The sequence below is a fragment of the Pediococcus acidilactici genome, from assembly GCA_024970065.1.
GTDB classification, from domain to species: domain Bacteria; phylum Bacillota; class Bacilli; order Lactobacillales; family Lactobacillaceae; genus Pediococcus; species Pediococcus acidilactici_A.
The window spans coordinates 1,448,041-1,466,788 of the sequence record CP103908.1 but is presented as its reverse complement, the minus strand read 5'-3'; the positions used below and the strand labels follow the sequence as shown (position 1 = coordinate 1,466,788).

Below are 18,748 nucleotides of genomic sequence, written 5' to 3'. Positions count from 1 at the left end.
TGTTATTCTGGAACCGAAAAAGGGTGGCTGGAGGTGACCAGAGATGTAAAAATAAAAAGCAATAAATGCCGAATTGTCAACGATTCAAAGCAATGTTGATAGAATATTCTGCCCTTGATTTAATATGATGACTTAGTGAATTAAAGTGCATTTAGATAAGTTATATGCACCGGTTTAATGGTAGTCGTTAAGTTGTTCACAAAAGAAGGGAATGGAATCTCATGAAAATTGGTATACCTAAAGAAATTAAAGCGCAGGAACAACGGATTGGGGCTGCTCCAATCACGGTGGCAAATTTAATTCAAGCTGGGCATGAAGTAATTATTGAATCAGGCGCGGGAGTAGGCTCAGGTTATCCTGACGAAGCTTACGAAGAGTTTGGAGCAAAAATCGGCTCGGTAGAAGACGTTTGGGACTGTGAGATGGTCATTAAAGTTAAAGAGCCATTACCAGAAGAATATAAATATTTCCGTCCCGGACTCATTATTTACACCTATTTCCACCTCGCAGCGGATCGGCGACTAACTGAGGAATTATTGAAGAGTAGGGTTACCAGTATTGCTTATGAAACGATGGTCGGACCTAATGGCGACTTACCACTGCTCTTCCCAATGAGCGAAATTGCGGGAAGGATGGCGGTTCAAGTCGGGGCACACTTCCTGGAACGGCCACAATCTGGCAAGGGATTATTATTATCCGGAGTTACTGGTGTTCCTCGAGGAAAGGTTACCATCATCGGCGCTGGAACGGTTGGATTTAACGCCACTAAAACAGCAGTCGGCCTAGGCGCACAAGTCACGGTTTTAGACATCAATGCTCAACGGTTAGCGGAAATCGACAACTTGTTTAGTGGCAAAGTTCAAACGTTGATTTCTAATTCTTACAACATTGCAAAAGCAGTTAAGGAAGCCGACCTCGTAATTGGAGCAGTGTTAATTCCGGGCGCCTTAGCACCGAAGCTTGTCACTACCGCAATGGTCGATAGCATGGAACCAGGATCCGTAGTGGTAGATATTCCGATTGACCAAGGCGGAATTTTTGAAACCAGTGTGAAAGCAACCACTTTGAAAGATCCAATTTACATTTCCCACGACGTGATTCACTACACGGTTGCTAACGTTCCCGGGGCAGTGCCAAAGACCTCTACAGATGCCTTGACGAGCGCGACGGTTCGTTATGCAATTATGATTGCTAACCAGGGTGTGGAAGAAGCGGCAAACAACCGGACTATTTTAACCGGGATAAACACTTTCAACGGACAGTTGACCTCCAAGGCAGTTGCGGATAGCCTCAACATCGAATACACACCATTCATGAGTTAGTTGATGATCCTGATGAAAAATAAGATTAATTTAGACCTTATTTTCAAAAACGCTGCCAAAAGCGAAGAGGAACGAACCTTAAGTTTGTTTGATTTATCAATTTTGGGGATTGGCGCGATTATTGGAACCGGAATTTTGGTTTTAACTGGAATTGTGGCGGCCACCACTGCGGGCCCAGCGGTAGTTTTTTCCTTTTTGATTGCTGCATTGGCGAGTGGATTAATCGGGTTATGCTACTCTGAATTGGCAACGGCAATTCCTAATTCTGGAAGCGCTTACGTATATGCCTGGGTTACCATTGGACAGTTAGTTGGTTTTTTAGCGGGCTGGACTCTATTAGGCGTGTACATGACTACGGCAGCGACGGTTGCTAACGGTTGGACCGGGTACGTACAATCGTTTTTACACGAACTAGGCGTTAACTTACCTCACCAACTGTTGGTAGCACCGTCCATGGGCGGTTGGATGAACTTGCCAGCCTTCCTGATGATCCTCTTAATTACCTTCGTGTTGACGAAGGGGACGGGAGAAAGTAAGTGGATCAATAATGCGTTGGTTTTAGTGAAGCTGACGATCATTTTACTGTTTATCGTTGTAAGTATCCCCAATGTCAAAGCGGGTAATTGGAGTTCCTTTAACCCGTATGGAATTAAGGGAATCGTCACGGGGGCTTCGACCGTATTCTTCACTTTCCTTGGATTTGACGCGCTAGCTACCTCGGCTGAAGACGCTAAAAATGTGCGTCATAACCTTCCGCGCGCGATTATCATCTCGTTGGTGGTAACCACCTCGCTTTACATTGTGGTGAGCGTTGTAATGACCGGAGTGGTGGCTTACCCACACCTAAACGTCTCGGAAGCAATGGCGTACGTTTTATTAAGCAAAGGCCATGATTTAGCGGCGCAAGTGGTCTCCGCAGGGGCAATTTTAGGAATTATGGCGGTAGTCTATGCGTTTATTTACGCTAACTCCAACGTTATGAAGGCGATGAGCCGGGGAGGATTTCTCCCCCAAAACTGGGCAAAGTTAAATCCTAAGACACAAAGTCCTAACATGGCATTGTGGATTAGCGGGTGCTTTGCGGCGTTGTTAGCGGGCTTTTTCGATCTACGAAATTTAGCTTTAATTGCTAACGTAGGCTCCCTGTCAGTATTTCTACTAATTTCGTTAATCGTAATTTTATTACGGCGACAGTATCCGGATTTGCCGCGACCATTTAAAATCCCATTTGGCAACTTAATTCCGGTAGCAGCAATGTTGATTTGCGCGCTTTTATTGGTCAACATTTCTTTTTCAGCGTGGGAATTTTATTTGGGATGGCTGGTAGTAGGCATTTTGCTATATGAACTATACTCTAAAAACCACATCATCGAACGAACCGATACTTGACTGGTCAAACAACGATGCGAACGGAAGCATGAATAACGGAGCTAGGAACTAACCAGGTTCCTAGCTTTTTTATTTCTAAGGATTAAAAAAGCGCGGGTACATGGTAGTTAAACTATTTACCCTCGCTTTTGATTGTTTAATTTTAATGATTGCTTTGAGTGCTGTTGGTTATAACGTGCAGTTTAAATCACCATTCTGCCGCATTGTAATTAAGAACGGGGGCTTTACTGTTGTATTCTGTAAAACTGCCCGATGAGCCGTTTTTTACTCCAATGTGGCTTTTAGAATAGTAATGTAAGTAAAAAGTATCGGTTTGATGCGACAAGGGTACTTCAACCTTTAAAGCGTAGTCGTTGTTACCAAGTGATTTACAAGATAAAACGGAGTACTTGGTTAAATCGGCATAGGTTGCCCCCAGAGTGATGGAATGGGCCTCACCGTGAAAAAGTTGGGCATACTCATAACGCTTACCGTCTGAATTAGTTACAAATTTGTCACTCTTTTTCCATTTGCCAATGAATTTAGCGGGGACTTGGTCAGTTTGGGAATTTGACGTTGCCGAAGCTGTGTTGGAAGAACGGGCCACCGTTTGGTATTCTGGCAAATTGACGTCGTAAAGGCGGGTAAACTTACCTCCATCTAGGGTACCAAATTCGGCGTGGATTCGAACTTGATTAGTTCCAGATAGCGTTAAGGTGAAATAATTAATTCCCTTAGCACCCGCGTAAGAAGAAATCACCAATTTTTGATCCTGGTTGCTAACCAGCTGAGGTGAATCTTTAATTACGTCTTTGTAGACACTTCGCCGTAAAATTTGCATTCCTTCATCAAAAGTCAGCGGGGCAGCGGTTGCAGAAGAGCTCGTGGAAGAGTGCTTATCGCTGCTACTGGTGGCAGTTGCGGTAGAGCGGTGGCTTTGGGACACTTTACTAGAATGATTTACGCTACCTGTGCTGGTTGACGAATGGGAAGGCGCCGTACAAGCGGTTAAAAAGAACGCGCTTAAACTAGCCATTAATAGGACGGACGTATTTTTTGACATAAAAACCACCTTTGGTATTAGAATTATAAAACTTTATAAGGGCTTTATGAGGCCCCATTTAAATAGCGTTAGGAACGTAACTTAATTATTTAATACGTTCTAGTTGAACAGTAGCATGAGCAGTTTCAGTGCTGATATCGTCATACGCTGCGAGATTATTTTCGTTATCCTCTACGGCACTGTCATCTTCATAACGATAGGTAATCTCGCCTTTAATGGTTTTTCCCCCGTTAGACACTTTCAAGTTTTTAAGCTTAGCGACTTCACCATTACTTGGGGTGTCGTCAGAATAACCGGAGTTCAAAGTGATGGAATCCTTACTTGCCGTAAAAGATGAGGAATCATTGTCTTGAGCACTAGAAATTAGAGCAGTTAAGTCAGAAAAATCTTCATCCAAATTGCTTCCTTTTTTGTAAGAATCCTTCGCAAAAATTAAAACTCCCGCTTGTTTGACGGTATCCCCGTATTTGTCGGGGCCTTCCACCATTATCTTGTAAGTGTGATTTTTGATGAGGTGATCAACTTGGTTATTTTGATAATGGACGAATAGACCAATTCCTAATAAGAGGACAATGATACCAATTCCTATTTTTTTGTTTTTGGAAACTAACGATAAAAAGCCTTTTTTTGAGTTCATAATGGGGTTACTCCTCCTGTAAATATGTATGAATATAGTTTTTATTAAGTCAGCCAAGCTAAATTTAGATAACTCATGTTAAGAAATTAAATTTGACGCTGCTTTTTATATTTAAACCTCCCAACTAACAAAATATGAATACCTGAAACGTAATGGTGCTTATGTAATCCTTAAGTGAACTATCCTTGTAACTTGCTGTATTGGGATTATCTCATTTAGGAAAGAACTTTTCAATATCGGGTGATGGTTATAATATATTAATTTTTATTAGATGAATACATAAACATAAAACGACTTAGTACGTTAGTTAAATAAAGCACCTAAACTGGGCGATTGCTCTAATAATTCTTGACCAACCCGAACGTTTGTTCGATAATGAGGGTAAGTTAGTTTAAAGGTGGCAATTCAGATGGATTATCGAAAGGAACCGCATGGCGTATTTTTTTTGATTGATAATAAATCCTTTTACGCCAGCGTAGAGGCAGTTCAACGGGGGCTCAACCCGTTAAAAGCGGTTATGGTGGTAATGTCAGAGCAGGCCAATACTAATGGTGGGCTGATACTAGCTACGTCCCCAATGGCTAAGAAAATGTTCCACTTGCACGCGAACGTTTCCCGCCAACGAGACTTACCCCATACGAATCAGCTTTTGGTGGTACCGCCCCGAATGAATTTGTACATCCAGAAGAACTTGCAAATAAATAATATTTTTCGTCAGTTTGTTGCTGATGAAGATTTATTGCCGTATTCGATTGATGAATCAATCCTAGACGTTACCCATTCGTGGCGCCTATTTGGTAGCACCCCGCGGGAAGTAGCCCGGCAAATTCAGCAGACCGTTCGTAACCAGCTGGGGTTATATACTACGATCGGAATTGGGGATAACCCGGTGCAAGCTAAGTTAGCCTTAGATCTTTACGCGAAAAAAAGTCCAACGTTGATTGGTGAAATCCACTACGAAAGCGTAGCCCAGAAAATTTGGCCGATTACCGACCTAACGGAAGTATGGGGAATCGGGAAGCGGACTGAGCGGCGGCTAAACCGGTTAGGAATTTATACGATGGATGATTTAGCTCACGCTAACCCATTTAAACTGAAGGAGGAGTTGGGGATTATCGGATGGCAACTTTACGCAACCGCGTGGGGAATTGATCGAAGTAAACTACAACAGCCAATTCAGCCTAAGGAAAGTAGCGTGGGGAATTCTCAAGTGTTACCACGTGATTATAGGCAACGGTTAGAAATTGAAACGGTCATTAAGGAAATTGGAGAACAAGTTGCAGCCCGGCTGCGCCATCGTCAAAAGCAGGCTCGGTGCATTTCCTTGGGAATTGGTTTTTCGTATGCCGCAAGTCTTGAAGATGGACGGGGTGGGTTTCACGTCGCGCAAAGAATTACGCCCACCAACGAAAATTTCGCACTCACCCAAACTTTAATTCAACTGTTTCGGGAGAATTGGCAGGGAGAAACGGTACGTAACGTTGCCGTTTACGCAAGTAAGCTATCCTCGGCGACGGGACAGCAACTGGAGCTATTTCATCCGGCCACCCAGCAGATCAAACATTACGAAATTGAAAAAACTGTGGATAAAATTCGACAGCAATACGGTTTTAAATCGCTAGTGTACGCACGAAGTAAAATGCCAGGGGCTACGGCAATTAACCGGGCCGGACTAGTAGGTGGGCATAACGGCGGAAACGCGTATGAATAAATTACTGATTTTTGGGGGACTTAAAATGCGGTACGATCGATTTACAGAAGCGGACGTCCAAAATTTTTTTGATTATTACTACTTAGATCGCGGGATTATTAAATGGCAGGGGTATTATTTATCCGACCATCTAAGTGCGTTAGAAAGGGATGCTGAACGTCGTGCTACGCAACTGCGTGAAGAGGAGCTTCTTAGGACTAGGTGGAACGAGGAGGATGAATAAGATAAAAAAGAACGCCCCGAGGAGGACGTTCTGCGGTTAGAAAGAAAAGATAACTCGATATATTTTTTGAGTGCGGAGAAGCATTAAAAAATACAAGCGAATTCGCAACTTATGTTGCAACATTATAATAAGATAAATTGGAAACAAAAACGTCTCAATTTTTTCGATTTTCGGCCTAAATACTGAGAATTTATGACAAAGGTATAAGGGATAACTTTTATTAACGGAATATCATTGCAGGGGACGAATATAAAATACGCAACGGTTTTATTAAAATTTTGACTTGGCGCGGAGATAAAATTTTGATGAATGTGTCACATTCTTATTAAGAATTAAAATTTTGGCTTATAAAATAAAAACCGTAATGAATCTGCACGCAGTCATTACGGGTGGAAATCATTGCAACAGTAGTAGAAGTAATTTCATGTTGGCTGACATGAACAATGGCATATGGGGAATACCTAACTTCGGACAAGACTGCTGCAATGGTAATTTTTTTTAGTTATTTATCAATAAGGGATAGTGCAACTAATTGATAGTGAACTGATATGTAATATTAACCTAGACATCTTTGAAAAAGATTTCTAAAGGTACGTTAAAATGTTCGTGAATGAGTTTGACTTCGGAAAGTTTAAATTCACTTGCGCCATTTAACTTACGATTCAGGGTTGTTCGGCCAATTCCCAAAAAATTTGCGACCGTTTCTTGCTTAATCTGATTTTCTTTTAGATAAGCTAAGACGCTACGTAGATCCTGACAGTTATCACACAAAAAAATCACCATCCAATTAGTTCGATTTTTTGTTCCTTTTAAAGATTCCTCTTGTGGGATTATAACCCTAAAAGGGTCTCCTTATCAATGCTTTGTACTCTATTTGGTATAAATGTACTAGAATTAATACATCTAGTAGTAAGGAGGATATACCTTTGATTTTTGGAACTATACTGAAAAATGCACGAAAGCAACGCAACTTGTCACAAATACAGTTGATTCGTAGTATTCATGATGAATACGGCATTGATATATCAACTAGTATGCTTTCTCGTTATGAAGATGAATTAACTCCAATACCGAAGCGGATGTCGATTGAAGCGCTATTTGCATTAGCGGTTTATTTAGACTTGGATTTAAATGAATTAGCACGTGAAGAAATTAAACAAATCAGCAGTAAAAAACACCATTAACAGAGCTAGGAAAACTTCCTGATTTGTTAATGGTGAATTAGTATAGAGGACTGGGAAGCCCCCAGTTCTTTTTTAATACGAAAATGAAGTGGTGCTAATTATCACGATCGGTATCGTAATGTTCACTTTGATGTTGCTTAGCAAGGTCGGCGCTCCGGTAATAATGGGCAGTTAACCACATGCCGGCGCCCCCTGCTTCGGTAAGCACGGTGAAAGGTTGTTCGTGATCTTTTTCAGTAGTGGTGTAGAAGTAAGTACCGTCGCCAGCTCCTTGGTACCAGCCGCGGACGTTGACAACTTGTGAAACCTTACTAGGGTCGTCAAACAAAGAGGGCGCAGGATCACTTAGCCCTCCAGCGCCCCAGTCAGTTTTTGCGGGATCGGGTTTTCCACCGTCGTTTAACACTTTCATATCGGCTGCGGTCCGGGACGCGCCGTCGTAAGTAGGGGTGACTTCGCCGTTGGTATTAAGAACGTTACCGGTAACGACTAATTTTTCTACCTTACCGTCATTGTCCGCAGTATACCAAGTCCCTTGCATCCAATGTGGGAAAACAAACTTAGTATAGTGAGGCGCATTGGAGGTTGATTTTTTAGACTTTGCGGCTTGACTTGGCAAAGTGGGTTGTTGCCCGGCAACAATTTTTGCGAAGTCTTGTGCAAGCGTCTGGTTTTTAGTGGTGGTGAAATGGGTAAGGTTGTCCGGCATACCTTGATTTTGGGAAGTATGGTACACAACGGGTTTACCATCTTTAATAGCAAATAGGTAAACGTGACCGCCCAAGGTGCCTTGCCCCGGGTCTTCGTATACCGCAACTACGTTAACTCGGTAACGCCCTTTTCCGGTGGACGACCAACCCGCAGAAAGCTGTTGGTCATCAAAGGCGGTTTTTTGGTCCTTAAGGTCGTCAGGATAGTGCATTCCGGCATAAGTAGTGTTATGACCAGGTGTGCAAGCAGTATAGCTTTGATCCATTGTTTGTCCAAAAGCATCCATCAGCTGATCAAGTTGGGTAGCTTTATGAGCGTCCCATACTTTGTCGACGACCGCTTTGGAACTGTGAGACCTGCCTTGAGTTTGTTTAGTGATGTCGGTCGCGGTGTTTTGGTGAGCATGCGACGACAGTGAATTAGAATTTCCACAAGCGGTTAGTAGCAGGGTTCCCACCCCAACACTAGCTAGCCAGCCTAAGGTACGGTTTAAGTTCTGCAAAATTACTCCTCCAAACTGAATAATTATTTACAGTTTATAGTGTACCTTAATTAATCAAGTTTAGATACAGTTGATAGTCTACTGGAGTCCGTAATTGTAAATTAGCTTTAACAATCGGTTTTTCGTGGCCGTTAATTAAGCGGGTTTGTTGCTCTAGAGATTGAAAATCAAAGTCCACTAAGCCTAGGTAATAGAAGTCGGCACCCTCGTCCGCGCTTTTCTTCACGAAGAGGGGAAAATCAATGGTTTGTTGCCGATTTCCTTTAAGGAGGTGAACTACTTCTTTGGAATCCAACTTGCGAGGCGTTTTGGTAAACCAACTCAACGTCTGGGTGTTATAAAAAACGTTTTGGTGCCGAGCAGCCGCTGGGGATTGGGGCCTTTTTTGATAAATAACAAAGAGCGGACAACTCCCTTGATTAGCTTTGTAGCCGTAAATTGCCGAAGACTGATCCTTTGGCCAGCCCAATAGCCGGTTGACGTGCCGGCGGGTGTAACGCTGGTTAAGGGTAAACTTGGAACGTTGATCGTATTGCTTGCTATTCCACATTCCAACTTGAAGAACGTCGTCAACTAAGGATTTAAAGTATGGGTTTTGTTGGTAGAGTGTACTAAGCTCCTGGTTAAGTTGGTAGTAACCATCTTGTAGGGTGACCCAGGCGATTTGCCCATACTTAACCTGGTCGCGGGGTTGAAAATAGCTTAAATCAAGGTGGTTGATCACCGACTGTAAGGTTGCTGGATCGGTGTAGGTTCCCAATTCTTGAAGTTGGTTGACCAACGCTTGCTTAGGGTACTGGGGCTGCTTAAGCAACTGTTGGAGTAAAACCAGTTCGTGAATCCGCATGCCGTTTAAGAATTCCCGTGAAATCAAGCGTAAAAAAGCGTCTGCTGATTTAGTAAGGGGCTGTTCGTCATGCATCTTAATTAAAAATTGGTGGTAGTTTTCGTACTTATCCACTAGTACTTGACCGTCTACCGAGCCAAACTTTTGGAAGTCGGCCAACCGGGGGATCCGGCCTAACTTATTTTTCAACGCTTGGTAAGCTTCGCGTAAAGTTGCTAGTAAGGTGAGGTTACTGTGGTTGATCGACTGGTAGATCCGTTCTTTGGCGATCCGACTAAAGTTAATAGAGGATAAGCCCACGGTTTGGCTAGTGGCGATTTGTTGCCGTAACCGGTTTTTGTTGAGCGACTGGTCGCCGGTCAACGCAATTGGGATTAGGTAGTTGTTCTTATAGTTCCCAATAAAATCAATAATTGTTACAAAAGATTTCCCGGGAGCCTTTCGCAAACCACGGCCAAGTTGTTGAATGAAGATAATGCTAGACTCGGTGTTGCGCAACATGATTACCTGATTAACCTTAGGGATGTCGACCCCTTCATTGAAGATGTCGACGGTTACCAAATATTCTAATTCACCCTTTTCAAAACGCCGAATGATTTTTTCCCGTTCACTTACCGTAGTATTTCCCGTGAGGGCGGTGGCGGGATGGCCCTTTGCCGTCATGATTTGAGCAACTTCTTCAGCTTCAGCCTGGCGACTACAAAAAATCAAGCCATAAACTTGTTCACCATCATGACCGTAGTAATCAATTTGTTCAGCCACGTAATCCATTCGTTCTTGGGCAAGCAGATGACGTAGCGGAGTCTTTTCGTCAATTAGTTCGCCCTGATATTCGTAATCAGTAATTCCCACGTAATGGAATTGGCTAAGCATGTCGGACTCGATAGCGGCTTGTAGCCGAATTTCATAGGCAATATGGTAATCGAAAAGCTCGTAAATGTTAAAGTCATCCGTCCGTTCTGGGGTGGCGGTCATGCCTAAAAGAAACTCAGGCTGGAAATGGTTGAGTACCCGTTGGTAAGTTGGGGCGCCGGCCTTATGGGCTTCGTCGATTAAAACGTAGTCAAACGTATCCGCAGGAAGCGATTGGAGTACTGCCTCACGCGATAAAGTCTGAATAGTAGCAAAGAGGTATTTACAATCAGTGTCGTGCTGGTTACCAGAGAGAATTCCGTAGTCGCTAGCCGGACCACCAAGTACTTTGCGAAAGCTACGCAAAGATTTTCGTAAAATTTGTTCGCGATGAACCACGAATAAAAATTTGTGGGGGTTAAAGTTCTGCACATCAAAGGCCCCTAGATAAGTTTTTCCGGTTCCGGTGGCGGAAACGATCAGGCCGCGTTGGGCCCCAGTTTGCCGCAATTCATTCAACGAAGCCAAGGCATCCTTTTGCATGGCATTGGGGGTAATCGAAGCGGTTGGCGGAGTTAGCTGGGACGCTGCTAACCGGGGGGCAGCTTGTTGGTAGGCTTCTTTATATTGGCTGATCCAAGTCTCATCAAGCGGGCGAGCTCGTTGCCAAAGCTGGTCCACTTCGTGATTAATTGTGCGGGCTAACTGTCCATGACGGTGCGCGGTGAGTTTAACGTTCCACTCGTAGTTTTGAACTAACGCTGCCTCGGTTAGGTTGGAACTACCTAGGATAAAGGTCTGGTAGTCCCCCGGCTTATTAAAAAGGTAGGCTTTTGCGTGAAAGTTTTGTTGTTGGTCAATAATCCGCACCTCTACGTTAGGAATCTTCAATAGCTCTTCGAACACGTGGGGGTGGTTAAAATATAAATAGGTAGAAGTTAAAATCCGACCAGAAACATTTTGGCTTGCTAAATCAGCAAATTGCACCTTTAAATCGGTAAGGACCCCGTTCGTGATGAAGGCAACTGCCAGGGTAAAACCAGTACAATTTTGCAGCTCCTGTTCTAAATGGAGCTTAAGGTTAACCGCCCTTTGGTTAGTAATTAGCTGGGGAAGGTACTCATTTTCAGCTGGTAATTGGTAATTACTAAGCGCGGCTAAAATGGAATTATTAAAGTTAGGTTCGAGATTCATAAGTGCTCCTTAAAAACGTAATTTGTCAATGTTACATGTATTTTACCGCGCTTTGGAAAAAAGTACCGTTAAATTTAATTTAAATGACCCCTCTTTCAGCTAGTTGCGACTGACGAACACGTTCTGTCACTTAAAGAGCATTTCGTGATGGAGATTGTTGGAGCGGTGATTTAAACGAACCAGACGCTGATGAAAACTGTTGGTTAACCAGTTCTAGATCCACAAAACCGCCCCAAAAAAGAATCCTGGTTGCTTGGCTTAAGCACATACTTTTAGCAGTTTTTGCTGTGTAACTAAAATTGGGGGATTAGCATGCGGTAATTTGGGTTGGTCAGCAAGAACGTCCCCAGTTTTTCCACCTCCGCGTGCTATAATATATCCAATCTTTTTCCAACGAGGGGTTTAATTATGCAAAAGCAAAATCATGCACGAAAAATTAGTATTTTAGCTTTATTTGCAGCAATCGTCATTATTCAGAATTACGTTCCTTTAGTTGGTTATATACCAGCAGGAATGTTAGAAATCACGACTATGCACATCACGGTCATCGTAGCGGCAATTCTTTTAGGACCCGTAGATGGTGGAATTGTTGGTGGAATCTGGGGACTAGTTGATTGGTTACGGGCCATTACCGTTACTTCTAGTGCACTAGGCAACGTCGTGATGGTTAATCCGTTGATTTCAATCGTTCCCCGGATCTTAATTGGGGTAATCACCGGATGGCTGGTTAACTGGTTAATTAAGACTAAACTGCCACAACAGGTTACTTTCTTAATCAGCGCCGTGATTGGTTCACTAGTTAACACGGTGTTGGTGTTGAGCTTGATTTATGTTTTCTACCATAACGGTTCGCAAGTCTACGCAGCACTTAATTTAAAAGAGTTAACGCCATATTTACTAACCATTGCTGGCGTGAATGGAATTCCTGAAGCCATTGCTGCCGGAATTATTGCTCCGTTGCTAGCCGTTCCGTTATTAAAGTACTCCAAAGTTGGGCAGCAACGTTTTAAGCAGTAAAAAGTTATTTTTTATTTAATCTCGGGGAACCAGGACTATTATTTTTAAGGTGCTTCGGTTAAACTAAGAATGTACACTAAAATGGAGGGTCTTGACCACCAGTGGCGAAGAAAAAACGCAGGCGAAAGAACAACTTTTTTTATCAACAAGGTCAGTTAAAAGTTTCGTCAATTATCGGGTTGCTTTTAGTGGTATGCTTGGTAGTTGAACTGGGAATGAAGCTCCGAACGGAAGCTACCCAGGTTACGGATAATTTGACCACTACCAGTGCCACCGCACAGCGTCACCAACAATTTATTAAAACCATTGCGCCGTATGCTCAACAGATGCAGCGGCAATATGGGATTTTGCCGAGCATTACGATGGCTCAGGCAATTTTAGAATCGGATTGGGGACAAAGTACGCTATCTAAAAAGTTTAATAATTACTACGGAATTAAGGGTGACTCGGACGAAAATAGTCGTTACTTTAAAACGCAGGAATTTGTGAACGGAAAGTGGGTAACGGTGGCGGCCCGGTTTAAAGTTTATTCTTCGTGGCAAGAGTCGATGCGCGATCATTCGTTACTACTGGTTAACGGGACTAATTGGAACCCGCGGCAATACCAAGCGGTAATTACGGCAAGTGACTACAAGCAGGCCGCTCAAGCGCTGTACGATGCACAGTATGCTACGGATCCAGATTATCCAGCCAAGTTAATTAACTTGATTCAAAAGTATAATTTAAATCAATATGATAAATAATAAATAGGGGGAGTTACGGGATGAAGTTACTTGAAGACAAGATTAGATCAGAAGGAATTGTTTTACCACATAACGTCTTAAAGGTTGATGGCTTCTTAAATCATCAGGTTGATCCACAACTAATGTATGAAATTGGAAAAGAATTTGCACGGTTGTTTAAGGACCAAAAGGTAACTAAAATCCTAACCGTAGAATCTTCAGGAATTGCTCCCGCAGTGATGACCGGATTGGCAATGGACGTTCCGGTGATTTTTGCGCGTAAACACAAGAGTTTAACGCTAAAGGATGATTTATATACTGCGTCAGTTTATTCATACACTAAACAAACTAGCAACCAAATTTCGATTTCTAAACGCTTCATTGATTCTAGCGATCGGGTACTAATTATTGACGACTTCTTAGCTAATGGACAAGCCGTGTCGGGGTTGTTTGATATTGCAGACGCCGCAAAAATCGACGTTGTGGGCGTGGGAATCGTAATTGAAAAGACCTTCCAAAAGGGAAGCCAAATCATCAAGGACCGCCACGTTCAATTAGAATCCTTAGCTAAAATCAAGGCACTAACTGACGATGGACAAGTTGAATTTGAATAATTAGAGATTGAGGAACAGGCAGGATGATCAAAAGTGGAAAATGAGGTAATTACTTCGAAGAAGATTATTTATCCAGGCGATATGATTGGAATTATCGGTGAGGGACGCTCTTGTGTTCAATTAGTGACAACCGCCAAGTCGATGGGCTTTAAGGTTTCCGTTTACGTTACCTCAGAGCAAAACGAGGTGGTACATTATGCCGATAAGAGTTTTGTGGGAAGTTTAAACGATGGGGAAAAACTACAGCGATTTGCGGAACGTTGCAAGATTGTGATGTACGAATCTGAAATGGTTGATATTAAGATTATTAAGTACTTGCAACAGTTTGTTTCCATTCCCCAAGGGACCCAACTATTAGAACTTAACCAAGATCGAATCATTGAAAAGGCCACGATGGAACAACTCGGGATTAAGACGGCCCCGTACGTGACGATCGTCGACTTAGATGATTTATACGAGTCGGTGAACGAAATTGGCTATCCGGGAATTCTACAACCAATCTTAAAGGATCCGTTAAACGAACAAAGTTTACTATTAGAAAGTGAAATTGACGTCCCTAAAGCGGCTCCGTTGCTAGAACGTGGAACCTATTTGCTCCAATCATGGCCGGACACTGGTCGCGAAGTTGCGCTAAGCGTAGTAAAGGGCCAAAATCACCGGCAAAAGATGTTCCCAATGGTGGAAAACATTTACCAAAACCACCACTTGAAAGAAACTCGGGTTCCGGTAGAGATTGATCCGCGGATTCAAAATAACCTACTAGAACAAGCAACCAAGATTGCCAATTCGATTGAATACGTGGGAGTCTTCTCCATTGTGTTCTACGTCCAAGATGGAGAAATTTACTTAAAACGGTTGATTCCTGGAATTCACCGTTCCCAAAATATCTTTAACCTGGCTTCGAATACGACGGTATACGAGGAAACTTTGCGGGCCCTTAGCGGCATGGTAATTAGTGATATTCGGCTCCAAGTGCCGACCATTATGTTAAACGTTGCTGAACCGCAAATGCAAAAAATTAAAACTCAGTGGTTAATCAAGGACAATTGGCACTTCCATTTTTATCCACAAGTTAGTGAACATAAGGACGAAAATCACGTGGGCTACGTGTTGGCGGATGGCGACAACGTCAAGCAAATTCAAGAACAAATTGATAATACAGATGTTTGGTAAAAGTCGCTTTAAAGTCGGTTAATGAACCGGCTTTTTTGCTATAATGGTCTGTGGTTGTTTTTTAGTTACAAAATAGAGAGGATTGAACGAATTGCCTGAAAATAATTTATTAAAAGGTCTAAATGATATGCAACAGCAAGCCGTCCAAACAACGGAAGGACCGTTGCTAATCATGGCGGGTGCTGGTAGTGGAAAGACGCGGGTGTTAACGCACCGGGTGGCCTATTTAATTGAAGAAAAGGACGTAAATCCTTGGAATATTTTGGCCATCACCTTTACCAACAAGGCGGCTCGCGAGATGCGTGAACGGGTTGCTAATTTGTTGGGCGACGTGGCATCTGAAATTTGGGTTTCCACTTTTCACGCGTTATGTGTCCGGATTTTACGGCGCGATATTGAGCAAATCGGGTATAACCGGGCTTTTTCAATCGCCGATCCTAGTGAACAACGGACGTTAATTAAGCACGTACTTGCGGATTTAAACTATGATCCGAAAGTATACGATCCGCGTTCGGTCTTGGGAAAGATTTCTAACGCTAAAAATGATTTAATGACTCCGGCGGATTACCAAGAAAATGCAAGTAACCCGCATGATGAAGCGATTGGAAAAATTTATGACGAATACCAACGGCGCTTAAAAGCTAACCAAGCGTTAGATTTTGACGACTTAATTATGCAAACGATTCGGTTGTTTGAGCAAAGCCCCGAAACGTTGCAATTTTACCAAAATAAATTCCATTATATTCACGTGGATGAATACCAGGATACCAACCAAGCGCAATATCAATTGGTTACCATGCTGGCTAAGGGCTTCCGAAACCTATGCGTAGTGGGGGATTCTGACCAAAGTATTTACGGTTGGCGGGGTGCCGACATGCAAAATATTTTGAATTTTGAATCCGATTATCCCGACGCCCACACGGTTATGTTGGAACAAAATTATCGTTCTACCCAAAACATTTTGAACGCGGCTAACGACGTGATCGCTAACAACGTGGAGCGCAAACCTAAGCAACTATGGACGGATAATGCCGAAGGGGCCAAAATTTCGTACTATCGGGGGCAAACCGGCAATGACGAAGTCCATTTCATTGTCCAACAGATTCGCAAGCAAATTGAAGAAAATAATTTTGATTATGGCGATTTTGCGATCCTATACCGGACGAATGCCCAATCTCGGTTAATTGAAGATACCTTCGTGAAGGCCAACATTCCTTATACCATGGTCGGCGGACATAAGTTCTACGATCGCAAGGAAATTCGGGACGTTTTAAGTTACCTCACGTTGATTGCTAACGAAGAGGATTCCATGAGTTTTGAACGGGTAATCAACGAGCCTAAACGGGGAATTGGCGCAACTTCAATGGCTAAGCTACAGGCGTTTGCGGACGAAAATAGTTGGTCGCTTTTACAGGCGGCGCGTAACGTCCAAATTGCGAACGGGATTGCCCGACGTACTCGGAACGCGATTGAGGATTTTGCCAAGACAATCGATGCTTTGCGGAAATCGGCTGAATTTCTTTCAATTACGGAATTGACGGAAACTTTACTAGATAAGACCGGCTACCGCGCGGCCTTGGAACAAACCCGGACCATGGAAGCGGAAGCACGCTTAGAAAATATCAATGAATTCCTGACGGTAACCAAGCAATTTGACGAACAAAACGATGCGGAAGGGGCCGAAGTTGCCGACGAAAACGGCGATAACGTACGGTTGGTGGACTTTTTAGCCGACCTTGCCTTAGTTTCTGACCAAGACGACGTTGAAGAAGAACCGTCGGCAGTAACGTTGATGACCTTGCACGCTGCGAAGGGACTCGAATTCCCCGTAGTCTTCTTAGTGGGAATGGAAGAAGGCGTTTTTCCATTATCAAGGGCGGCTACCGATCCTGACGAACTGGAAGAAGAACGCCGGTTGGCTTACGTGGGGATTACCCGCGCACAAAAGAAGTTATACTTAACGAACGCCTATTCCCGAATGTTATACGGGCGGACGCAGACTAACCCAGCCTCCCGCTTTATTGGAGAAATTAGTGCAGAGTACTTGCAAAACGAAAACGAACAGGTCCCAAGCTTCAGCTCTGGTAATAAAAGCAAGTATCCGTTTGATCGGGAACGAAATGCCCGCGCGACGGCCAGTGTTTATGGTAATCAGCGTGCTAAGGCAGTTACCAACCAAGGAACTGGCGCAGAAAAGGTTAGTTGGGCAGCTGGTGACAAAGTACAACATAAAGCTTGGGGCATTGGTACGGTAGTCAAAGTTTCTGGAACTGGCGAAGATGTAGAATTAGACATCGCCTTTAAGGATCAGGGAATTAAACGACTATTAGCGGCCTTTGCACCGATTAAGCGGGTCACTAAGTAGGCTTAGACAAGATGTGATTTATTTTAGCGGTATAATTAGGCATATAACGAAAGTTTGAGGAACTTTTCTATGAAAGTAACTAAAAAAATCAGTTTATTAGTTGCCACGTTATTACTCGGAGTCGGTTTGTCGGCTTGTGGGGGGTTGAATAACTCTTCCATGTCGTCGGCAACCAATAACGTGACCGGTGAAAAAAATAAAAAGACAACTTATCAAACCACGGGCTCTTCTTCCGGACAGTACGCCGGGGTGATTAAAAACGGGAAGTACGTGGTCAGCAAGTCCCGGGGATTAACTGCGGACCAAAATGGCAATATAAACAACACCAAGAGTTTTGAAACTGGACTGCAAGACGTTTCTAAAGAAGTTTTCGCGCCATCTAAATACGTCTTCCAAGAGGGGCAATACCTCAGCTCGGACACGGTACAAAGTTGGTTAGACCGGAAGTCCAAGAAAAACCCTGATGGCCTCAACCCGGAGGATAATGGTTCTAAGGACCCTGATAAGCGAAACCCGATTTATTTGCAAGCTCTTGAAGAACAGGACTACATGCAAAAATCAGGTAACTCCATGAAATTAAAGGGTGTAACAATTGGGTTGGCAATGAACACGGTCGATTATTACCAAAAGAAACAGTACGGTGCGGAATATGAAACCAAGATTTCGGATGCCGAAATTAAGGAACAAAGTACACGAATTGCTAAAGAAGTGTTACAACGATTGCGGAAGAAAGACGAATTCAAGGATATTCCAATCGTGATTGCCGTTTATAAACAAGCCTCTAATGATAGTTTGACCGGGGGAACCTTTATCCGGTATTCTAATAATCAGGGCAATCAGTTAGCTAGTTGGAAAAACTTAGACTACAAGAACGTGGTTTACCCAATTGGGGATAACGAAAGTACCCCTAATAATAACGATTCGACTGCTTTTGATAATTTCAAAACCCAAGTGGAAAGTTTCTTCCCTAACTTGAGTGGAATTACCGCGAAGGCTCGTTACAAAGGGGATTCGATGCAGGGAATGAGTGTGACGATTACCACTCAATTCTATAGTGAGACGGAAATCAACAGTTTCACGCAATTTGTTTCGACCCAGGCGGAGAAATATTTACCAAGTGGGGTAAATATCGACATTACGATTCGTTCGAGTGACGACGTCCAAAGTTTCTTATCCCGTTCATCGAAGGAAAAGACCTTTACCTCGCACGTCTTTACAAGCTATTAATTCTGAAAGGAAGCAA

The 18,748-nt window shown here is 43.1% G+C and carries 16 protein-coding genes; 11 read left to right on the top strand and 5 right to left on the bottom strand.

The window, feature by feature from the left end; genetic code table 11:
* Positions 1-221 precede the first annotated feature (221 nt).
* Positions 222-1,322 carry an alanine dehydrogenase gene (gene ald, locus NYR25_06935; GenBank protein ID UWF33327.1) on the top strand — a complete coding sequence of 367 codons (1,101 nt, stop codon included), beginning with the start codon at positions 222-224 and terminating at the stop codon, positions 1,320-1,322.
* A 12-nt stretch (positions 1,323-1,334) separates the two neighbouring features.
* Positions 1,335-2,711: an amino acid permease gene (locus NYR25_06930; protein UWF33326.1), complete on the top strand. Its 1,377-nt coding sequence runs from the start codon at positions 1,335-1,337 to the stop codon at positions 2,709-2,711.
* A 187-nt stretch (positions 2,712-2,898) separates the two neighbouring features.
* Here the strand turns inward: NYR25_06930 and NYR25_06925 are convergent, their stop codons facing one another.
* Together NYR25_06925 and NYR25_06920 are read right to left on the bottom strand one after the other, a co-directional pair.
* Entirely contained in the window at positions 2,899-3,753 is an 855-nt protein-coding gene (locus tag NYR25_06925) for a hypothetical protein (protein UWF33325.1), read from the bottom strand.
* 85 nt (positions 3,754-3,838) lie between these two features.
* Positions 3,839-4,390: a hypothetical protein gene (locus tag NYR25_06920; protein ID UWF33324.1), complete on the bottom strand. Its 552-nt coding sequence runs from the start codon at positions 4,388-4,390 to the stop codon at positions 3,839-3,841.
* Between the two features lie 409 nt (positions 4,391-4,799).
* On the opposite strand from NYR25_06920, the gene NYR25_06915 reads away from it, so the two are divergent.
* Together NYR25_06915 and NYR25_06910 are read left to right on the top strand one after the other, a co-directional pair.
* Complete coding sequence (locus NYR25_06915) at positions 4,800-6,101, top strand: Y-family DNA polymerase (GenBank protein UWF33323.1); 1,302 nt, start codon at positions 4,800-4,802, stop codon at positions 6,099-6,101.
* Between the two features lie 25 nt (positions 6,102-6,126).
* Positions 6,127-6,324 carry a hypothetical protein gene (locus NYR25_06910; GenBank protein ID UWF33322.1) on the top strand — a complete coding sequence of 66 codons (198 nt, stop codon included), beginning with the start codon at positions 6,127-6,129 and terminating at the stop codon, positions 6,322-6,324.
* A gap of 561 nt (positions 6,325-6,885) precedes the next feature.
* Here the strand turns inward: NYR25_06910 and NYR25_06905 are convergent.
* On the bottom strand, positions 6,886-7,104 hold the full coding sequence (locus NYR25_06905; GenBank protein UWF34725.1) for a helix-turn-helix domain-containing protein: 219 nt from the start codon (positions 7,102-7,104) through the stop codon (positions 6,886-6,888).
* 146 nt (positions 7,105-7,250) lie between these two features.
* Here NYR25_06905 and NYR25_06900 point away from each other — a divergent pair, with 146 nt between their 5' ends.
* A complete protein-coding gene (locus NYR25_06900) occupies positions 7,251-7,508 on the top strand; it encodes a helix-turn-helix domain-containing protein (GenBank protein UWF33321.1) in 258 nt (85 codons plus the stop codon).
* A 94-nt stretch (positions 7,509-7,602) separates the two neighbouring features.
* Here NYR25_06900 and NYR25_06895 read toward each other — a convergent pair whose 3' ends face one another.
* Both NYR25_06895 and NYR25_06890 read right to left on the bottom strand, forming a co-directional pair.
* A complete protein-coding gene (locus NYR25_06895) occupies positions 7,603-8,721 on the bottom strand; it encodes a DUF4767 domain-containing protein (GenBank protein UWF33320.1) in 1,119 nt (372 codons plus the stop codon).
* A 46-nt stretch (positions 8,722-8,767) separates the two neighbouring features.
* Positions 8,768-11,614: a DEAD/DEAH box helicase gene (locus tag NYR25_06890; protein ID UWF33319.1), complete on the bottom strand. Its 2,847-nt coding sequence runs from the start codon at positions 11,612-11,614 to the stop codon at positions 8,768-8,770.
* A 408-nt stretch (positions 11,615-12,022) separates the two neighbouring features.
* Here NYR25_06890 and NYR25_06885 point away from each other — a divergent pair, with 408 nt between their 5' ends.
* From NYR25_06885 to NYR25_06860, 6 genes are all read left to right on the top strand, one after another.
* Positions 12,023-12,631 carry an ECF transporter S component gene (locus NYR25_06885; protein ID UWF33318.1) on the top strand — a complete coding sequence of 203 codons (609 nt, stop codon included), beginning with the start codon at positions 12,023-12,025 and terminating at the stop codon, positions 12,629-12,631.
* A 101-nt stretch (positions 12,632-12,732) separates the two neighbouring features.
* The gene (locus NYR25_06880; protein ID UWF33317.1) at positions 12,733-13,374 is read left to right on the top strand and encodes a glycoside hydrolase family 73 protein; all 642 of its coding nucleotides are present in this window, start codon (positions 12,733-12,735) and stop codon (positions 13,372-13,374) included.
* A 20-nt stretch (positions 13,375-13,394) separates the two neighbouring features.
* A complete protein-coding gene (locus NYR25_06875) occupies positions 13,395-13,967 on the top strand; it encodes a xanthine phosphoribosyltransferase (GenBank protein ID UWF33316.1) in 573 nt (190 codons plus the stop codon).
* A 33-nt stretch (positions 13,968-14,000) separates the two neighbouring features.
* Positions 14,001-15,140, top strand: a complete 1,140-nt coding sequence (locus NYR25_06870) for an ATP-grasp domain-containing protein (protein ID UWF33315.1) — start codon at positions 14,001-14,003, stop codon at positions 15,138-15,140.
* 91 nt (positions 15,141-15,231) lie between these two features.
* Positions 15,232-17,505 (top strand): DNA helicase PcrA, encoded by a 2,274-nt coding sequence (pcrA, locus tag NYR25_06865; protein UWF33314.1) that lies wholly within the window; start codon positions 15,232-15,234, stop codon positions 17,503-17,505.
* A gap of 69 nt (positions 17,506-17,574) precedes the next feature.
* Complete coding sequence (locus NYR25_06860; GenBank protein ID UWF33313.1) at positions 17,575-18,732, top strand: CamS family sex pheromone protein; 1,158 nt, start codon at positions 17,575-17,577, stop codon at positions 18,730-18,732.
* Positions 18,733-18,748: the final 16 nt, after the last annotated feature.

Coding starts and splice junctions, on each gene's coding strand:
- ald (UWF33327.1), top strand. CDS start 222: ATGAAAATTGGTATACCTAAAGAAATTAAAGCGCAGGAACAACGGATT.
- NYR25_06930 (UWF33326.1), top strand. CDS start 1,335: ATGAAAAATAAGATTAATTTAGACCTTATTTTCAAAAACGCTGCCAAA.
- NYR25_06925 (UWF33325.1), bottom strand. CDS start 3,753: ATGTCAAAAAATACGTCCGTCCTATTAATGGCTAGTTTAAGCGCGTTC.
- NYR25_06920 (UWF33324.1), bottom strand. CDS start 4,390: ATGAACTCAAAAAAAGGCTTTTTATCGTTAGTTTCCAAAAACAAAAAA.
- NYR25_06915 (UWF33323.1), top strand. CDS start 4,800: ATGGATTATCGAAAGGAACCGCATGGCGTATTTTTTTTGATTGATAAT.
- NYR25_06910 (UWF33322.1), top strand. CDS start 6,127: ATGCGGTACGATCGATTTACAGAAGCGGACGTCCAAAATTTTTTTGAT.
- NYR25_06890 (UWF33319.1), bottom strand. CDS start 11,614: ATGAATCTCGAACCTAACTTTAATAATTCCATTTTAGCCGCGCTTAGT.
- NYR25_06885 (UWF33318.1), top strand. CDS start 12,023: ATGCAAAAGCAAAATCATGCACGAAAAATTAGTATTTTAGCTTTATTT.
- NYR25_06875 (UWF33316.1), top strand. CDS start 13,395: ATGAAGTTACTTGAAGACAAGATTAGATCAGAAGGAATTGTTTTACCA.
- NYR25_06860 (UWF33313.1), top strand. CDS start 17,575: ATGAAAGTAACTAAAAAAATCAGTTTATTAGTTGCCACGTTATTACTC.